The following is a 15,708-nucleotide window of genomic DNA, read 5'->3' on the forward strand; positions in this document are numbered from 1 at the left end:
CCTCTCCTGGTGTCTGGCGCGAGTCTCCTTCGGGCCGCCCGGCGTTCAGAAGCGGTCTGTCGGATGAATATTCAGCCGAGACACAGCGGGCGACGTGCACAAACGAGGCCCAGGCGAGCCTCGTAGCAGGGGCCGAGCAGACGCGGGATCACGCCTCCGGTGCGGCTACCGGGCGAGTGCCGAACCCGGCCTGCCCTGGGAATGCAGCGGTCGAGTAGTCCCTGGGCTGCAGAGAGCCGCGCGGTCGAAGGCGACAACCAGTCCGGCAAACAGCGTCCCACACCCCGAAACCGTACTGCTGCACTGCACCGCAACTAAACGGGTTGCTCATGGCCGTCCTTCCGTATCCCCGCCTGGCACTCATCGCCGACGGCTTCACGAACGACGCCCGGGCCGACCGGGCGGTCGAGGCGGTGCGGGCAGGGGTGCGCTGGGTGCACCTTCGCGACCACGAGGCGAGTCCGGAGGGGTTTGCGGCGGCGGCGCGTGCCCTCGCAGACCGGCTCCAGGCCGCGGCCGACGACGTCACGATCACGGTCAACACCCGCGTCGACGTGGCCGACGCGCTCGGGCGCGGGGCCCACATCGGATGGCGTGGGCCGTCGGTGGGGGAGGCCCGCCAGAGGCTTGGGCCGGAGGCCCTCATCGGCTACTCCGCCCACGAACACGTGGAGGCGGAAGGAGACCGGACGCAGGGGGTTGATTATTACTTCTTCAGTCCGGTCTTTCCAACCCCCAGCAAGCCGGACCGGCCCCCAGCAGGGATTGGCCCGCTCCGTGCCTTCTGCCGCGTTGCGGCCCCGGTGCCCGTGCTTGCCCTGGGCGGCATTACCCCCGAACGGGTCTCGGTGTGCCGGGCGGCCGGTGCCCACGGGGTGGCCGTGCTTTCGGGAATCATGAACGTAGACACGCCCCGCGCCGCGGCCCGGGCGTACCTCCGTGCGCTTGCCGAACACGCGTAGCCACGGCCTGTCCACCACTGCCTACATCGACCAAACTCCGCTTTGCCCATGCCCACGAAACCCGTAGCCCTCACCATCGCCGGAAGCGACTCGGGCGGTGGGGCTGGCATTCAGGCCGACCTGAAGGCCATGGAGGCCAACGGCGTCTTCGGCGCGTCCGCCCTCGCGGCGATCACGGCACAGAACACCGAAGAAGTTTCACGGGCGCACGACCTGCCGCCGTCGCTCGTCGCCGCTCAGATCGACGCCGTGGCCACCGACATGGACGTCCAGGCGGCCAAGACCGGGATGCTTTCGGCCCCCGACATTATCGAGGCGGTGGCCGACCGGGTGGCGGCCCATGACCTGCGCCCGTTCGTGGTCGACCCGGTCATGATCTCGAAAACCGGCTTCAAGCTGCTGCAGGACGAGGCCATCGACACGTTGGTCAATGACCTGCTCCCCCTGGCGACCCTCGTCACGCCGAACGTCCACGAGGCCGAGCACTTGACCGACGTGGACATCGACACGCCGGAGGACCTGCAGACGGCCGCGGCCGCGCTGCTCGACCGCGGGCCGGATGCCGTGCTCGTCAAGGGCGGGCACCTGTCCGGTACCGAGGAGGCCGTCGACGTGCTCGCGGACGGGGACACGACACGGCGCTTCCGGGCCCCGCGGATCGATACGGAGCACACCCACGGCACCGGCTGCACCTACGCCTCGGCCATCGCCGCCCACCTGGCACAGGGGCACGACCTGGGCGCGGCCGTCGACCGGGCGAAGCGGTACGTGACCGGGGCCATCCGCCACGCCCTGCCGCTCGGCGCAGGGCGGGGCCCCACGAACCACTTTTTCCACCTCGACCCCGAGGCGGCCCGTGCCGACGCCGACGTGGCCGCCGCGTCGATGGGGCCGCACGCCCCTGACAGCGTGAACACTTCGTAAGAACGACAGGGAGAGGATCTTTTGCGTTCCGCGGAGCGTGTCAGTGATGCTTCATGCAGAAATCGGCACACGAGCGACACACCTGCCCGTAGCTCAGTTGGACAGAGCGCAGCCTTGCGGTGGCTGAGGCCGGGGGTTCGAATCCTCCCGGGCAGGCTTTTTGGTCTACTGCTTCCCCTCGGTCCCATGCGGCCGAGGGGTTTTCTTTGTTGCCCGCGTGGCGTTCAGGGACGACGGCGATTGATTCCCTGCGGCGTGAGGAATAGCCCAAGACTTAGGCACGTTCGGCTCCTGTCGTCCCTCAACCTCTGCTCACCGGACTGGTGCCTCGTCCCACGTGCCGCTGTAGGGTGCGTCTCCTCGCGTTTGGTCCGTTCGCCTTCGCGCCCACGAGTCCCGTCTGGCCCGGGTTCAACAACGCCACGTTCCGGGCCACTGCCGCCGGCAACGCCATCCCGGGGTGCGTGGAGGAGGGGGAGCCCCACACCTACGACGAGCACGGCTTCGTGGCCACCTTCTACGTGCTGCCGACCGACCAGTACAGTACGCAGCTCGACCCACCGGCCCACTGGAACGAGAACGGGGTCCTGCGCCCGGCCCCGGCGGATTCAGCACAGTGACCCTCAGGGGCGTACAAATGACGGCGACTTCCGGGGGCCGCAGCGAAAATTCCTGTAGCAGATGGGGCCGGTCCAGCGCTGTCCCGCGCACGCCCGTCAGCGGCCGGGAAATTGATGAGGGACTCGTCCCCGGACCCGGCTGTGCCCTGGACCGCTCCCCCGTCACCGTCAGGCACGAGGTGCCCCACGCCCTACGGGGCTCCTACTGGGGGACTGGTCCGCAAACCGCTGCTCCCTCGATCCCACGTGCTCCCCTATCGTCGTCTGCACCTCGGTGAAGTTTTGTGGGCGCTCCAGCCAATCCCTGTACGGTTCTTGAGGGGGTGATAACAAAGCGGGCCTTGCAGGGGGAGACGTCACTTTCTACTGGCTCCCTGGTATCGTTTCGGGAATTCTTACTCGAGAAGGTTACATGGCCTACCTGTTTTCAGTCGCCGCCTCGCTCCTCCTTCCGGACGCCCCGTCCCTGTCGGAGCGCGAATCCGTACAGGTGCAGCAGTATCGGCTGTCCTCGCTTTTGGCGGCCGTTCTGGTGCCCGTCTTCGGCACTCTGTACGGCTGGGCCGCCCCGCAGGCCGTCGATCCGGCCTGGATTCGCCTCGCGCTTTCGGGCCTTCTGGTGGGGCTTTTCGTCGGCTCGTACCTATCGGACCGCGTGTGCCGAAACTATGTGCCGCTGACGTGGGGCCTTATCTATCTGTGCATGGCCTGGGTCACGGTCCTGGCCACGCTCAACGGCTTCTCCAGCGACTACACGATCGGGCTCGTCGTCTTCTACGGCTCTGCGGCCGTGGTCATTGGGCTCGGGGCGGAGTCCATCGCCCCGGTGTTCTGGTTCCTGGGAACCGGATTCCTGTTTGCCGTGGGCGGGCTCCTCGCGGCCCCCACACCACAGACCGATCCGCTCATCCTGATTTCTGGGCTGTCCACGGTGGCCTTTGCCGAGGGGTTCTCCCTCTGGGGGCAGTTTGCCGCCTGGACGAAGGTCGAAAGCCAAGAGGCCCGCCTGCGTTCAATTGCCGAAAACGTCTCCGACGGCATCTACCGATCGACGCCGGACGAGGGGCTCGTGTTTGGCAATCAGGCACTGGCCGATATGTTTGGGTACTCGAGCCCGCATGAGCTCCTTCAAATGGACTCGGAGGCCCTGTACGCCGAGCCCGACAAGAGAAAACAGCTGGCCGCGGAGCTGAGACGAGAAACGAGCGAGCTGGATGGCATGGAGATTCGGTTCCGCCGAAAGGACGGAACGACATTTACCGGGCTTCTCAGTGGCACCGTGGTCCGGGACGAGGAGGGAACGGCCCGGTACTACGACGGGGCCATCACCAACATCACGCAACTAAAAGAGCAGCAGCACGCACTTCAGAAGCGCCGGGTCAAGCTCGAAGCGCTCTACACGGCCACCGACTCTCTGCTCCGGGCCTCCAGCCGGAAAGAAGTTGGGCAGGTTTTGACCGAGCTCGTCCAGGACGCACTCGGGTACCGTGGCGTTTTCATCCGGTTTGCTGAGGGGAGCGTCCTCAAGCCCACCCACGTGGCGACATCGGCGTGCGAGTTTATGCCGGAGCGTCCGGCTTTCGAGATCGGCGGGGAGAGCGCCGTCGCCGAGGCGTACCGGACCGGCGAGACGCTTATTGTGCCGGACCTGCAAAAGGCAACGATGGACGACCCCAACGACTACGGGGGCCTCCGCTCGGCGGTTGTCGTGCCGCTAGGAGCGCACGGCGTCTTTTCGGTGGGCTCGCCGACGCCGGGGGCCATTGGGACCTTCGACACGCATCTAATCGAGGTGCTGGGCACCTACGCGATGGTGGTGCTCGACCGTCTTCAGCAGGAGCAGGTTCTCCGATCCGCGAAGGAACAGGCGGAGCGGGCCCGGGCCCGGGCCGTAGAGGCCTCGAAGGCGAAATCGGCCTTCCTGGCCAACATGAGCCACGAGATTCGGACGCCCCTAACCTCGATCATCGGGTTTGCCGACGCCATTGGTGAAGAGATCCAGTCGCTAAAAGACTGCCCGGACGAGGCGGATCTCGTGCAGCTGGATCAATTCTCGGAACTCATCGGACAGGGCGGGGAGCGACTGCTCGATACGCTTGACGCCGTGCTTAATCTGTCCAAGTTGGAATCCGGACAAATCGAGCTGGCCGAGGAGGCCGTCGATCTGGTCGAGAAAACCCGTCAGGTTGCCGAGGAGCTTCGGCCGTCGGCGCAGGAGAAGGATCTTTGTCTAGACGTGTACACGGAGGCGGATGAGATTTTGGCCTGGGCCGACGAGGGAGCCGTGCAGATTGTCCTACAGAATCTTCTCTCCAACGGAATCAAGTACACCGAGGAGGGAGGCGTCCAGGTTCACGTTCACGGGACCGCCGGAGACGCGGTCCTGGAGGTAGAAGACAGCGGAATTGGGATGGAGCCGGAGCGGGCCGAGGCGCTCTTCGAGCCGTTCCGCCAGGCGTCGGAGGGGCTGAGCCGAAAGTTTGAGGGGTCCGGCGTCGGACTGGCGGTCACCAAGAAGGCCGTTGAACAGATGGGCGGTCGGGTGGACGTGGAGACCGAAAAAGGAACGGGCAGCCGCTTCGTCGTGCGGCTTCCGTGCTGTGAGAAAAACGAGGCGCGCCGTGACGTTGCGGCCCCATCCGGTCGAGGCTGAGGCGAAGCGACTGCGCGCATGGCGGCTGGGGAGGGCACGCCCCTGTGCTCTCATCGGAGAAGGAGGCCCCTACAGGCGCTCCGACGAAGGGGAGGCCCGCAGGGAGTCCGTCAGCAACTGTCCCCAGGAGGCATCGTAAGGGTGGACGGCGGACACCGGCTCGCCGTTTCGGACAACCGGCCGTCCCTCGTTCGCCCAGCGGAAGATGGAGCCCTTCAGGTTGTAGACTTCGGAAAACCCCTGCGCCTGCAATGCCTGCACCACGCCCGCCGACCGGTATCCGACCGAGCAGTACACCACGATCGGCGTGTCCGACGCCAGGGTGTCCAGGGCCGGGTAGGCGTCCGCCGACGGGCGCACACGCCGCGCCCCCCGCAGGTGGCTTACGGCGTACTCGTCGGGCGAGCGGGCGTCCAGCAAAACAGGAGTGGGAGAGGTGTCGTCGGCCAGCTGTGCGGCGAGCGAGTCGGTCGTGAGGGCGGTGACGTCCGGATACTCGGCTGCGATCATATGGTCGACCGCGCGCCAGGTGAGTGCCTCCGAGCACCCGGCCTGGAGCGCCACCGCGCACAGCAGAGACGCGAAGAGCCTGTGCATCGTTCGGGACGGGAGATTGGAACAGAGAAGAGGAGGTCTACAGCGCGATGACGTCTTCGATGCCGGAGGCCCGTTCGTAAATCCCAACGACCTCTTCGCTCGACGACATGCGGAGGTGGGCCGTTACGCTCTTGTAGTTGCCCTTGCTGGACTCCCGCACCCGGACCGGGTGGTCGTCGAACACGGCCTTTAGGTCGTCCAGTCGGGCCGCCGGGGCGATAAATTTGAAGGTGTACTGCGTTGGCCAGTCGTTCTGATCGTCGAGCAGCTCCTCAAAGCGGTCCCACCAGGCCTCATCGTTTTCGGCATCCGGCTGATTAATAAACTGCATCAAAGGAGAAGGTTGATTCGAAGGCTCTTGACGGCAGTGTCTACGCACGGCGGAATCGGTTCGTTCTACCGGGGCGGGGCGTGGTGAAAATGTGAAATTGTCAGTAAAGGGCGGGGCGGGCAGGGGGAGGCTGTATCAAATCAGCGGAGCAGGGGCGTTATTAAAGAGGCTCCACACTACTCCCACTTCAAAGAGTCTCTGTGTCTCATGGATTGGACTTCGCTTCGCGAGGGCTGGTCGCGGGTCGCCCTCACGCTCACGGCACTGCTTGTCTTGCTGGCAGGGGCGGCCCTGCCCGCGCAGGGACAAGACTTGCTGGCGCAGTTTGAGGACAAGGTGACCACCTTCACGCTGGACAACGGACTGGACTTCGTGGTGGTCGAGCGCCACGACGCGCCCGTCGCCTCCTTCGCCACGTACGCCGACGTGGGGTCGGTCGACGAACCGCAGGGCAAGACCGGCATCGCCCACATGTTCGAACACATGGCGTTTAAGGGCACGACCACGATCAGCACCAAGAACATTGAGAAAGAGATGCAGGCCCTGGAGCGTCAGGAGGAGATTTACCTGCAGCTTCGCCGGGAGCGGGCGAAAGGCCCGCAGGCCGACTCGTCCCGCATCGCGGCGCTCGAAGAGCAGTTTGAGCAGGCCACGACGGAGGCCGAGTCGTACATCGAGAAGGGGGAGTTCGAAAACATCCTGGAACGGAATGGGGTGAGCGGCCTCAACGCCACCACCTCGGCCGACGCGACCCGGTACTTCTACAGCCTGCCGGCCAACAAGGCGGAGCTCTTCTTTGCCCTGGAATCCGACCGGTTCGCGAACCCGGTGCTCCGTGAGTTTTACACCGAGCGCGACGTGGTCATGGAGGAGCGGCGCCAGCGCACGGAGTCGAGCCCCACGGGCCGCCTGGTCGAAGAGTTCTTGACCACTGCGTTCAAGGCGCATCCCTACGGCAACCCGACCATCGGCCACATGTCGGACCTTCAAAACCTGTCCCGGACCGACGCCAAGCAGTTCTTCGAGAAGCATTACAGCCCGCGCAACCTGACCATTGGGATTGCCGGGGACGTGAACCCGGAGCAGATGCGGGCCCTCGCAGAACAGTACTTTGGGGACCTGCCCGGAGGAGACGAGCCGCTGCCGGTCCGGACCGAGGAGCCGGAGCAGATTAGCGAACGCCGGGTTGTCATCCGCGAACAGACGCAGCCGTTTGTCGTGATGGGCTTTCACCGGCCCAGCATGCAAAGCGAGGACGCGCCCGTCTACGATGTGTTGGGGGACGTGCTGACGGGCGGGCGCACGAGCCGCCTCTACGAAAACCTGGTGACCGAGGAAAAGGCCCTTCAGGTTCAGGCCCTGCCGGCCTTTCCGGGCAGCAAGTACGACACCATGTTCGGCATCTTCGGGGTTCCCAACCGGGGGGTCTCGCCGGACAGCGTAGAGCACATGATCTACGACGAGCTGGAGGCGATTAAAGAGAACGGCATCAGTCAAGAGGAGCTCGAGCGGGCGAAGACGCGAGCACGGTCCAATCTCATCGGGCAGCTTGATTCCAATCAGGGGCTTGCCCTGCAATTTGCCCAGATGGAGGAGCTGAAGGGCGACTGGCGCTCGGTCTTCCGGCGTCTCGACGCCATTCAGGCCATCACGGTGGAGGACGTGCAGCGTGTGGCGCAAAACACGTTCAGGCGGAGCAACCGCACCGTCGCCATGATCAAAACGACCGACGACGAGCAGCAGCCCACGACCGCCGCCAACTAGCGCGTGCTGCTGTTCCTGCATTCCTCTCGGTATCTCCTGCTGACCAGAATTCCTTCGTACGATGGATCGCTTTTCGCCTACTCGTCTGCTGTCCGTGATGGCCCTGGGCCTTCTCCTCGTGGGGCTGGGGGCCCTGCATCCGGCCTCGGCCCAGGAGACGGACATCCAGACGGCCGACTACGACGTGACAGAGCTCACGTATCCGGAGCTTCGCGACTTTGACGTTCCGGAGCCGGAGCGCGTTGAGCTCGACAACGGCATGACCATCTTTCTGCTGGAGGATCCGGAGCTGCCCCAGGTCAACGCCACGGCCCAGATCGGTGTGGGCTCCGTCTACGAGCCCGCCGAGAAGCGGGGCCTCGCCTCCATCACGGGGACGGTCATGCGCACCGGCGGGACCGCATCGATGGCGCCGGACAGCCTGAACACGGTGCTCGAAAACATCGCGGCCACCGTCGAGACCAGCATCGGCGAGACCTCGGGGTCGGCCTACATGTCGACCCTTGCCGACCACGTCGACACGGTCCTTCCGATCTTCGCCGAGGTGCTTCGCCGTCCCGCCTTCGCGGGAAATCGAGTGCAGCAGGCCAAGAGCCAGGTCAAGTCGGGCATCTCGCGCCGGAACGACCAGGCCAGCGCCATCGTGGGGCGCGAGTTTGACAAGGTCCTGTACGGGGGGGACAGTCCGTACGCCCGCACCCCGGAGCTGTATACGGTCGACCGGATCAAGCGGCAGGACCTCGTGGACTTCCACGACCAGTATTTCCACCCGAACAACGTCATCCTGAGCGTGTGGGGCGACTTCGACACCGACCAGATGGAGCAGGCGCTCCGCGAGCAGTTTGGGGACTGGGAGGCCGCGGCCGACTTCGAGCCGCCGACCCCGCCGGAGCCGGACGCCGAGCGCGCGCATTCCGTCAATTTCGTCCCGAAGGGCGACGTCAACCAGAGCAAGATCCGCATGGGACATCCTGGCGAGATCACGCGTCGGAGCGACGACTACGCCTCGGTGCAGATGATGAACGAGGTGCTCAGCGGGGGCTTCTCCGGCCGCCTGTTTCAGCAGGTGCGTCGGGAAAAGGGCCTGGCGTACTCCGTCGGCGGCGCCTACACGGCGGGCTACGACCGCCCGGGGCGCTTCTACGCTGGAATTGCCTCTCAGAGCGCCAGCACTGTGGAGGCCACGAACGCGGTGATGACGGAGGTCGAGCGGATGCGGGAGGAACCGCCCACCCAGGAGGAACTCGGGCTCGCCAAAGACAGCTACCTGAACTCGTTCGTCTTCAACTTCGACTCGGAGCGGGAAATCTTGGGGCGCCGTGCCACCTACGAGTACTACGACTATCCCGCCGACTTCCTGCAACAGACCCGGAATGCCATCGAGGAGGTGACGCCGGACGACGTGCTGTCGGCGGCGCAGACGTACCTCCATCCTGACGAGTCGCACATCCTGATCGTCGGGAACGGCGATCAGTTTAGCGAGGCCCTGTCTACGCTCAGTCAGGACGGGACGGTCGATACCCTCGACATCTCGATCCCCCGCGAGGCGCCCGGTGCGGACGAGGCCGCCATGACGGCCGCCGAGGAGGAGGCCGCGATGGCGGGGCAGCAGCTGATGGCGAGCGCCAAGGAGGCCCTCGGCGGGTCGGCCTTCGACCAGATCCAGAACATGCGCGTCGTCACCAAGCAGCAGAACACTGAGAGCACGCTCGTCGTGCGGCTTCCCGATCAACTGCGGACGGAGGTCAGCACCGCCATGGGCAACATCACCGTGGTCAACGACGGCGAGACCATGAAGATGAAAACCCCGCAGGGGACCCGCACCGCGCCGCCGTCGGCCCGCGGCCAGATTATGGGACAGCTCTGGCGCAGCCTCCCCTACCTGATGGCCAACCTGGACCACGACGGCCTGACGGTGACGGCCCAGGCAGACACAACCGTGGAGGGCACGAGCTACCAGCAGGCTCGCGTGACCCCCCCCGCCGGGCCCGAGTACACCCTCTACCTCCACGCCGAGACGATGCGGCCGGAGCGCCTCACGCTCGAGCAAACCAACCCACAGACGGGCCAGCAGGTGCAGGTGACCCAGACGTTCACTGACTTTCGGACGGTGAGTGGCGTCCGGTTGCCGTTCACGACCGAGACGGTCCAGTCGACAGGCGACGGCGAAAACACCGTCACGGCCACCATTCAGAGCCTCGACATCAATGCGGACCTGGAGGACGGGCTCTTCACGCTTGGCTCCTCATCGGGCGGCGGGGCGTCGCAGTAGTGCTCCAGGAGAACCGACGACACGCCACGAGCGCCCGGGGCTCTCTGCACGGAGGCCCGGGCGTTTCGTGGTTCTAGGGGGACTTTGGAGGGGGCGCGTCCGGCCGAACGTTCAGGCACGCTGGAGCATTGGACCACCGCTCATTCTCACCCACAGCGCTTGGTTACACTCATGTCTCTTCCGCAGTCCGTTGCGCTCTGCGACGTTGGGCCCCGCGACGGCTTCCAGTTTGAGGAGCAGTTCATCCCCACCGACCGGAAGGTCGACGTCATCACGGCACTGGCCGACGCCGGCCTGCCGCGCATCCAGGTCACCTCGTTCGTGCATCCGAAGTGGGTCCCCCAGATGAAAGACGCGGAGGCGGTGTGCAGCCGCCTGCCCGACCGGGCAGACGTGACGTACGCCGGGCTTGCGCTCAACCAGCGAGGGCTGGAGCGCGCCCACGCGGCGGGGCTGTCGCAGGTGGACCTCTCGATTGCGACGCACGACCGGCACAGCCAGGACAACGCCAACCGGTCGGTCGACGAGGCCGTTGCGCAGGCGGAGGACATGGTGCGGTACGCCCACGAGCACGGGCTGACCGTGCAGATGGGGTTCCAGACCGTGTTCGGGTACCAGGCCCCGGGCGACACGCCGCTCGATCAGGTCGTGGACATGAGCCGTCACTTCGCCGACCTGGGCGTCGAGTCGCTGTCCCTCGCCGACTCCACGGGCCTCGCGCACCCCCGAATGATCAAAGAGCGCGTCCGGGCCGTGCAGGACGCCATCGGCGATACGCCCCTCGTTCTGCACCTCCACGACACCCGTGGTCTCGGCCTCGCCAACGTCTACGCGGCGCTGCAGTGCGGCGTGGAGCGCTTCGACACGTCGCTGGCGGGCATGGGGGGATGTCCGTTCATCGACGGGGCCACCGGCAACATCGCCACGGAAGACACCGCGTACCTGCTCGACGGACTCGGCATTGAGACGGGGGTCGACCGAGACGCGGTGGGACGCGCGTCGGCCCGTGTCGAGTCGTTTCTGGCCAAGAAGTTTCCGGGGAAGCTGCATCGGCTCCTGCAGCGAGCGGAGGGCGCCGAGACCGCCGTCGAATAGAACGGGGAGCCCGTGGACGCCCGGTTCCTAAGCACAGCTACTTGTCCTGCGGGCCGGCCTCGGGGGCGGACACCAACGAGGGAGTGCCGTTCTGCGGCGGCGACGCCTCCGACGCAATCGCGCGCCGCGGGCCGACCCCGTCGGGAATCCACTGGCGGAGCTCGAGCCGTCCGTCCCGGTGCTCCACCAGCGCCGTACAGTTCTCAATCCAGTCGCCGGTGTTGACGTACTGGGCGTTGCTGACGGCCCGCATTCGGGGGCGGTGAATGTGGCCGCAAATCACCCCGTCGAAGCCCTCGGCGTCCGCCTCGCGCGCAGCGGTTTCCTCGAATTCCGCAATGACCTGCCGGATGTGACGGGTCTCCTTTATGTAGTTGGCAAGGGACCAGTAGGGCAGGTCCAGCAGGCGCCGCAGGCGGTTGTACCAGCGGTCGGCCGCGAGGACGCCGGTGTATGCCCAGCTCCCCAGAAGCTCGATCCATTCGGCGTGGCGGACGACCCCTTCAAACTCGTCGCCGTGCACCACCAGAAAGCGACGCCCGTCCGCCGTGGTGTGCTGGGTCTTCCGCTGAACGGTAATGCCGCCGAGTTGGAGGCCGGGAAAATCGCGTGCCACCTCGTCGTGGTTGCCGGGGATGTAGGTGACGTTGGTGCCCTCGGCCTTTTGGAGCAGGCCCCGGATCAGGTCGTTGTGTGAGGAGGGCCAGTACCAGGATCGCTTCAGCGCCCACCCGTCGATGATGTCGCCGAGGAGGTAGTACCGGTCGGCGTCGTGGGTGCGCAGAAAGTCAAGCAGGTAGGCGGCCTTGGCCTGCGGGGTCCCCAGGTGGACGTCGGAAATCCAGATCGCACGGTACTGCGTGGGGGCGGCCATGGGGGCGCAGCGAAAAATGACGAGCAACGTGCCGTGGGAAAACAGGAAGCCTCGTCTGGAGTTGCACCGTCGGCCCGGTGAACTTTGCTGGCCGAATGGGATGGTTTCAACCACACGGCCAAGCGGGGCCGACTCAACGGGACTCCACGAGGGCCGAGCGGCCCCGCAGGACCGACCGGTCCCAGCTGCCTGATTGGAGCTCGACGACGTACGGGAGGCCGTCGGCCACGGCGCGGTACTGCTGGGCGTCGGGGGCGGGGCGGAGGCGAATCGACCGCCGAGAACCGTCCGTTAGGTGGAGGCGCACCTCATACTGCGCCTTGCCGAACTCGTCGGGCGCGGTGGACTCCGCAAAGCCGTCGGCTTGGGGCGACGAAAGCACACGCAGCATCGACGAGACCTCGGTCTGAGACAGCGTATCGCCCGCCGACACCCACGCGTCCGGGGCCGCCGCCGTATCGCTTGCGGCCACCCGCCGCATCGTAAAGGAACTATCAGCAGGGTACCGGAGGTCGATCCGCCGGATGTCCGAGCGGGCAAGGCCCCAGATGGTCTTGTCGCGCCAGCCCTCCACGGTCCGGGCCGTCACCGAGCGGAGCGACTGCTCGACGGAGTAGACATCCGGCCGGTCGGGGGGGCGGACGTACGTGACGGGTGTGCCCCGACGCCGCCGTTGCCGAAGTCGGGTCTGAGACGGGCCTCCGCTGCCGGACGGAGAGCGCCGGACGCGAGTGCGCCCGACAATGAGCGTTCCGAGGGCCTCGCCCCCGTCTCCGAGCATCGTGACTGTGGTTCCGGTCGAGTCGACACCGTACCGCGGGTGTTTGTCCGGCTGGCGAGTCGCCACGGCGCTCACCTCAAGGGCGGGCACCGTCCCCAGAAGTCGATCCACCGCACGGGTGCCGGCCGGGTACGTGGCCGACGTGTCGCCGGGGGATACGCGCCAGCCGTTGTCCGTTTGTGCCAGGCGGATCGAGGGCCGGCTGGGCCGCTCAATGCGCACGGCCTGCACCGCGCTCGTGTCTACGGCGAGCAGTTGCTCCTGGAAGGCTGCGCTCGACGCGGTGCTCCAGCTCCAGGAGGTGGCGAGCGCAAGGGCAAGGGTGCTGGCGAAAATGAGCGCCAAAGTCTTGGTCGCGTTGGTCATGCCGGGGGGATCGGGGGAGTCTCGGTGTAGCAGTCTCGTTGGGCCTAGGGGAGCAGGCGAAGCAGCCTCAGGTGCTGAGGCCGGCGTCCTTCCAGCGCCGACGCTGTGCCCGATTGCGGCGATAGCGCACCAGTCCGTACCCGGTGACGAGAAGGATGGGGAGCAGGACGTTGAGGTACTTCAGAACCGTTTTCGTGGTCGGCTCCAGCTGCATGAGGGGACGACTGGTGACGCGCTGGGTCCGCAGCGAAATCAGCCCCGTGTCGCCCGCCAGGTAGTCTACGCTATTCGCCACGAGATTCGTGTTTCCCTCCGGCAGCCGTTGTTTTCGCCGGCCGGTTCCGTTCACGATGAAGTCCCCGTCCCCGATGACGACCAGCTTCGTGTCCGGGCTCTTCGTGCGTTCCACCGAGAGCGTGTCACTCCCGGCGAAGGCGGAAGAGAAGGTGCCCTCCAGCAGGCCGGCCACGGGATAGGACGCGCCCGAGAAGTCCGACACGGTCCACTCCTGCTGTGGGCGAATGCTGATGGGAAGGGCGGCGAGGCCCGACTGCTGCGACGAGCGCGCGAGCACGGTGAGTTGTGCGGTCGAGTCAACCTGAGTGGTGTCGAGCGGAGACACGAACCGGAAGACGACCTGATCGAGGCCGTTGCTAATGGGGTGGTCGGCGAAGTTGGCAATTTGCGGGATGTACGGATACCGAACCCGATTCATCACCGCAAACCCGCCGCGCTTCTGCCGGACCCGAACGGCGCTTGCGTTCCGGTCGCGCACCAGACGGGTCCGGATGGGGAGCCCGTAGCTTTCGAGCAAGGGTTCAAGTCCCGTCGTCTGAGGACGGGCCTGCCCGAAGCGCATGTTGGCCTGTGCCCGGTTGAGCGCGAAGATGGCGGGGCCGCCCCGCATCACGTACTGGTCCAGGGCGAGGGCCGTTTGCGTGGAGAGTTCGCTCTCGGCGCGGGAAACGAGAAGCACGTCCACCTCCGGGGGCACCCCCGCCGTGTCCACGCCCGAAATGGTCCGCATGTCGTAGCGGCCCTTGAGCCCGTTTTGGAGCTGCGTCATCGCGTTCAGGCCGGGCTCGCCCTGGCCCTGCAAGACGCCCAGGACGGGCTTGTCGTCCACGGTCAGCTTCTTCATGGTACTGGCAATCGTATACTCCAGGGCCGAATTCGGCTCCACGAACGGGACGACCTCCCGCTGGTCCCGGTACTGAAAGACCGCCCCCAGGTACGCGCGCTTCTGCGTCATCTTGTTCTGCTGCCGCACGTTCACCGTGACCGGACGGATGCCGGCCTGCTGGGCCTCGCGCGCCGTCTGGTCCCCCTCGTTCGGGTTTACGAACTGGAATTCGACGTTGCCGCCGGCCGCCGCGCGGAACTCCTGCAGGAGCGCCCGAAACTCCTCCTTCGTGCGTCCAAACCGGGCGGGCAGGTTGGACGAGAAGTAGGCCGTCACCGTCACCGGGTCGTTCAGGGTCTGGGCGATGTCGTGGCTTGCGCCGGCGAGCGTGTAGCGGTTGTTTGCCGTAAGGTCGGCCCGCAGGACGAACTGGTTGGCGGTGTAGGTGAGGGCGGCGAGACTGCCCGCGATGAGCAGGACCTGAAGGAGGGCTTCGCGCCGGTTCGCAAGAAAGCCTGCGAAAGCGTTCGACATGGGTTGACGGATCAACGATTCGCGTTTCGGACTCGAGGCGAAGTTGGGAGGTTAGCTCCAGCGTCGGCTCTTTAGTGACACCGTGGCGGCGAGCAGGCCAAGTACTGCAAGCGTTCCCACGTAGAGCACCGATGCCGCGTCGATCACGCCCCGCGACATCGTTCGGAAGTGCCCCTGCAGGTCGAGAAACGACGCGACATTGGCCGGCGCATCGGGGAGAATAGAGGCCATTTGTCCAAAGAGGAGGTGCAGAAAGACGGCGATGAAGAGGCTCAGGAGGAAGGCCACAATCTGGTTGCCGGTCAGGCTCGACGCAAAGAGCCCGATGCTCACGTAGACTGCGCTCACGAGGAGGAGGCCCAGGTACCCGCTGATGGTGGCGCCGTGGTCGATGGGGCCGAGTTGTGCCACGGTGACGTAGTACGGGAGCGTAAAGGCGAGGGCGATGGCGACGAGGCTCCACGCCGCGAGCCACTTGCCAGTGACAATTTCGAGGTCGTCGACCGGCTTGGTGGCCAGCAGCTCAAGGGTCCCGCTTCGCTTCTCCTCGGCGATCATGCCCATGGTGACGGCGGGAATGAAGAAGAAGAGGGTCCAGAAGGCGACTTGAAAAAATGTATCGAGCGAGGCCTCGCCCACGAAGAAGACATCCCCCTGGCCAAAGAGCCACGTGAAGGTGCCACTCAGGCCGAGGAAGACGACGAGCAGGATGTAGGCGGTGAGGGAGTCGAAGAACGCGTTGACCTCGCGCTTGCAGATCGTCCAGACGGCGTGCATGGTCGCGGGGGAGTGACGAGTGGTGCGTGATCGGT

13 protein-coding genes and 1 tRNA gene are annotated in these 15,708 nt (G+C 65.9%); 8 read left to right on the forward strand and 6 right to left on the reverse strand.

Annotated elements, in window-relative coordinates:
• Positions 1-329 precede the first annotated feature (329 nt).
• From OJA40_RS14415 to OJA40_RS14435, 5 genes are all read left to right on the forward strand, one after another.
• A complete protein-coding gene (locus OJA40_RS14415; protein WP_208427506.1) occupies positions 330-962 on the forward strand; it encodes a thiamine phosphate synthase in 633 nt (210 codons plus the stop codon).
• A 48-nt stretch (positions 963-1,010) separates the two neighbouring features.
• Positions 1,011-1,886 carry a bifunctional hydroxymethylpyrimidine kinase/phosphomethylpyrimidine kinase gene (thiD, locus tag OJA40_RS14420; RefSeq protein ID WP_208427507.1) on the forward strand — a complete coding sequence of 292 codons (876 nt, stop codon included), beginning with the start codon at positions 1,011-1,013 and terminating at the stop codon, positions 1,884-1,886.
• An 82-nt stretch (positions 1,887-1,968) separates the two neighbouring features.
• Positions 1,969-2,042 (forward strand) — tRNA-Arg (locus OJA40_RS14425).
• A gap of 194 nt (positions 2,043-2,236) precedes the next feature.
• Positions 2,237-2,506, forward strand: coding sequence for a cyclase family protein (locus OJA40_RS14430; protein WP_208427508.1), 270 nt, complete (start codon positions 2,237-2,239; stop codon positions 2,504-2,506).
• 412 nt (positions 2,507-2,918) lie between these two features.
• Positions 2,919-5,159, forward strand: a complete 2,241-nt coding sequence (locus tag OJA40_RS14435) for an ATP-binding protein (RefSeq protein WP_263810943.1) — start codon at positions 2,919-2,921, stop codon at positions 5,157-5,159.
• A gap of 69 nt (positions 5,160-5,228) precedes the next feature.
• Here the strand turns inward: OJA40_RS14435 and OJA40_RS14440 are convergent, their stop codons facing one another.
• Together OJA40_RS14440 and OJA40_RS14445 are read right to left on the reverse strand one after the other, a co-directional pair.
• On the reverse strand, positions 5,229-5,756 hold the full coding sequence (locus tag OJA40_RS14440; protein ID WP_208427509.1) for a rhodanese-like domain-containing protein: 528 nt from the start codon (positions 5,754-5,756) through the stop codon (positions 5,229-5,231).
• 37 nt (positions 5,757-5,793) lie between these two features.
• A complete protein-coding gene (locus tag OJA40_RS14445; RefSeq protein ID WP_208427510.1) occupies positions 5,794-6,087 on the reverse strand; it encodes a DUF493 domain-containing protein in 294 nt (97 codons plus the stop codon).
• Between the two features lie 207 nt (positions 6,088-6,294).
• Between OJA40_RS14445 and OJA40_RS14450 the strand changes: the two genes are divergently transcribed.
• The 3 genes from OJA40_RS14450 to OJA40_RS14460 all read left to right on the forward strand — a co-directional run bounded on the left by OJA40_RS14450 (position 6,295) and on the right by OJA40_RS14460 (position 11,218).
• The gene (locus tag OJA40_RS14450) at positions 6,295-7,851 is read left to right on the forward strand and encodes an insulinase family protein (protein WP_263810944.1); all 1,557 of its coding nucleotides are present in this window, start codon (positions 6,295-6,297) and stop codon (positions 7,849-7,851) included.
• Positions 7,852-7,912: 61 nt separating this feature from the next.
• A complete protein-coding gene (locus tag OJA40_RS14455) occupies positions 7,913-10,123 on the forward strand; it encodes a M16 family metallopeptidase (RefSeq protein WP_208426505.1) in 2,211 nt (736 codons plus the stop codon).
• A 171-nt stretch (positions 10,124-10,294) separates the two neighbouring features.
• Positions 10,295-11,218: a hydroxymethylglutaryl-CoA lyase gene (locus OJA40_RS14460; protein WP_208426504.1), complete on the forward strand. Its 924-nt coding sequence runs from the start codon at positions 10,295-10,297 to the stop codon at positions 11,216-11,218.
• Positions 11,219-11,255: 37 nt separating this feature from the next.
• On the opposite strand, the gene OJA40_RS14465 is transcribed toward OJA40_RS14460, so the two are convergent.
• The 4 genes from OJA40_RS14465 to OJA40_RS14480 all read right to left on the reverse strand — a co-directional run bounded on the left by OJA40_RS14465 (position 11,256) and on the right by OJA40_RS14480 (position 15,673).
• Positions 11,256-12,092 (reverse strand): UDP-2,3-diacylglucosamine diphosphatase, encoded by an 837-nt coding sequence (locus tag OJA40_RS14465; protein WP_208426503.1) that lies wholly within the window; start codon positions 12,090-12,092, stop codon positions 11,256-11,258.
• A 133-nt stretch (positions 12,093-12,225) separates the two neighbouring features.
• Positions 12,226-13,239 (reverse strand): DUF4340 domain-containing protein, encoded by a 1,014-nt coding sequence (locus OJA40_RS14470; protein ID WP_208426502.1) that lies wholly within the window; start codon positions 13,237-13,239, stop codon positions 12,226-12,228.
• Positions 13,240-13,306: 67 nt separating this feature from the next.
• Positions 13,307-14,896, reverse strand: coding sequence for a GldG family protein (locus OJA40_RS14475; RefSeq protein ID WP_208426501.1), 1,590 nt, complete (start codon positions 14,894-14,896; stop codon positions 13,307-13,309).
• Between the two features lie 51 nt (positions 14,897-14,947).
• Positions 14,948-15,673: an ABC transporter permease gene (locus OJA40_RS14480; RefSeq protein ID WP_208426500.1), complete on the reverse strand. Its 726-nt coding sequence runs from the start codon at positions 15,671-15,673 to the stop codon at positions 14,948-14,950.
• Positions 15,674-15,708 lie beyond the last annotated feature (35 nt).

Origin of the sequence: Salinibacter pepae (assembly GCF_947077775.1) — a bacterium.
Classification (GTDB): domain Bacteria; phylum Bacteroidota; class Rhodothermia; order Rhodothermales; family Salinibacteraceae; genus Salinibacter; species Salinibacter pepae.

Coding starts and splice junctions, on each gene's coding strand:
- OJA40_RS14455 (WP_208426505.1), top strand. CDS start 7,913: ATGGATCGCTTTTCGCCTACTCGTCTGCTGTCCGTGATGGCCCTGGGC.
- OJA40_RS14435 (WP_263810943.1), top strand. CDS start 2,919: ATGGCCTACCTGTTTTCAGTCGCCGCCTCGCTCCTCCTTCCGGACGCC.
- OJA40_RS14445 (WP_208427510.1), bottom strand. CDS start 6,087: ATGCAGTTTATTAATCAGCCGGATGCCGAAAACGATGAGGCCTGGTGG.
- OJA40_RS14415 (WP_208427506.1), top strand. CDS start 330: ATGGCCGTCCTTCCGTATCCCCGCCTGGCACTCATCGCCGACGGCTTC.
- OJA40_RS14450 (WP_263810944.1), top strand. CDS start 6,295: ATGGATTGGACTTCGCTTCGCGAGGGCTGGTCGCGGGTCGCCCTCACG.
- OJA40_RS14470 (WP_208426502.1), bottom strand. CDS start 13,239: ATGACCAACGCGACCAAGACTTTGGCGCTCATTTTCGCCAGCACCCTT.
- OJA40_RS14465 (WP_208426503.1), bottom strand. CDS start 12,092: ATGGCCGCCCCCACGCAGTACCGTGCGATCTGGATTTCCGACGTCCAC.
- thiD (WP_208427507.1), top strand. CDS start 1,011: ATGCCCACGAAACCCGTAGCCCTCACCATCGCCGGAAGCGACTCGGGC.
- OJA40_RS14460 (WP_208426504.1), top strand. CDS start 10,295: ATGTCTCTTCCGCAGTCCGTTGCGCTCTGCGACGTTGGGCCCCGCGAC.
- OJA40_RS14440 (WP_208427509.1), bottom strand. CDS start 5,756: ATGCACAGGCTCTTCGCGTCTCTGCTGTGCGCGGTGGCGCTCCAGGCC.
- OJA40_RS14480 (WP_208426500.1), bottom strand. CDS start 15,673: ATGCACGCCGTCTGGACGATCTGCAAGCGCGAGGTCAACGCGTTCTTC.
- OJA40_RS14475 (WP_208426501.1), bottom strand. CDS start 14,896: ATGTCGAACGCTTTCGCAGGCTTTCTTGCGAACCGGCGCGAAGCCCTC.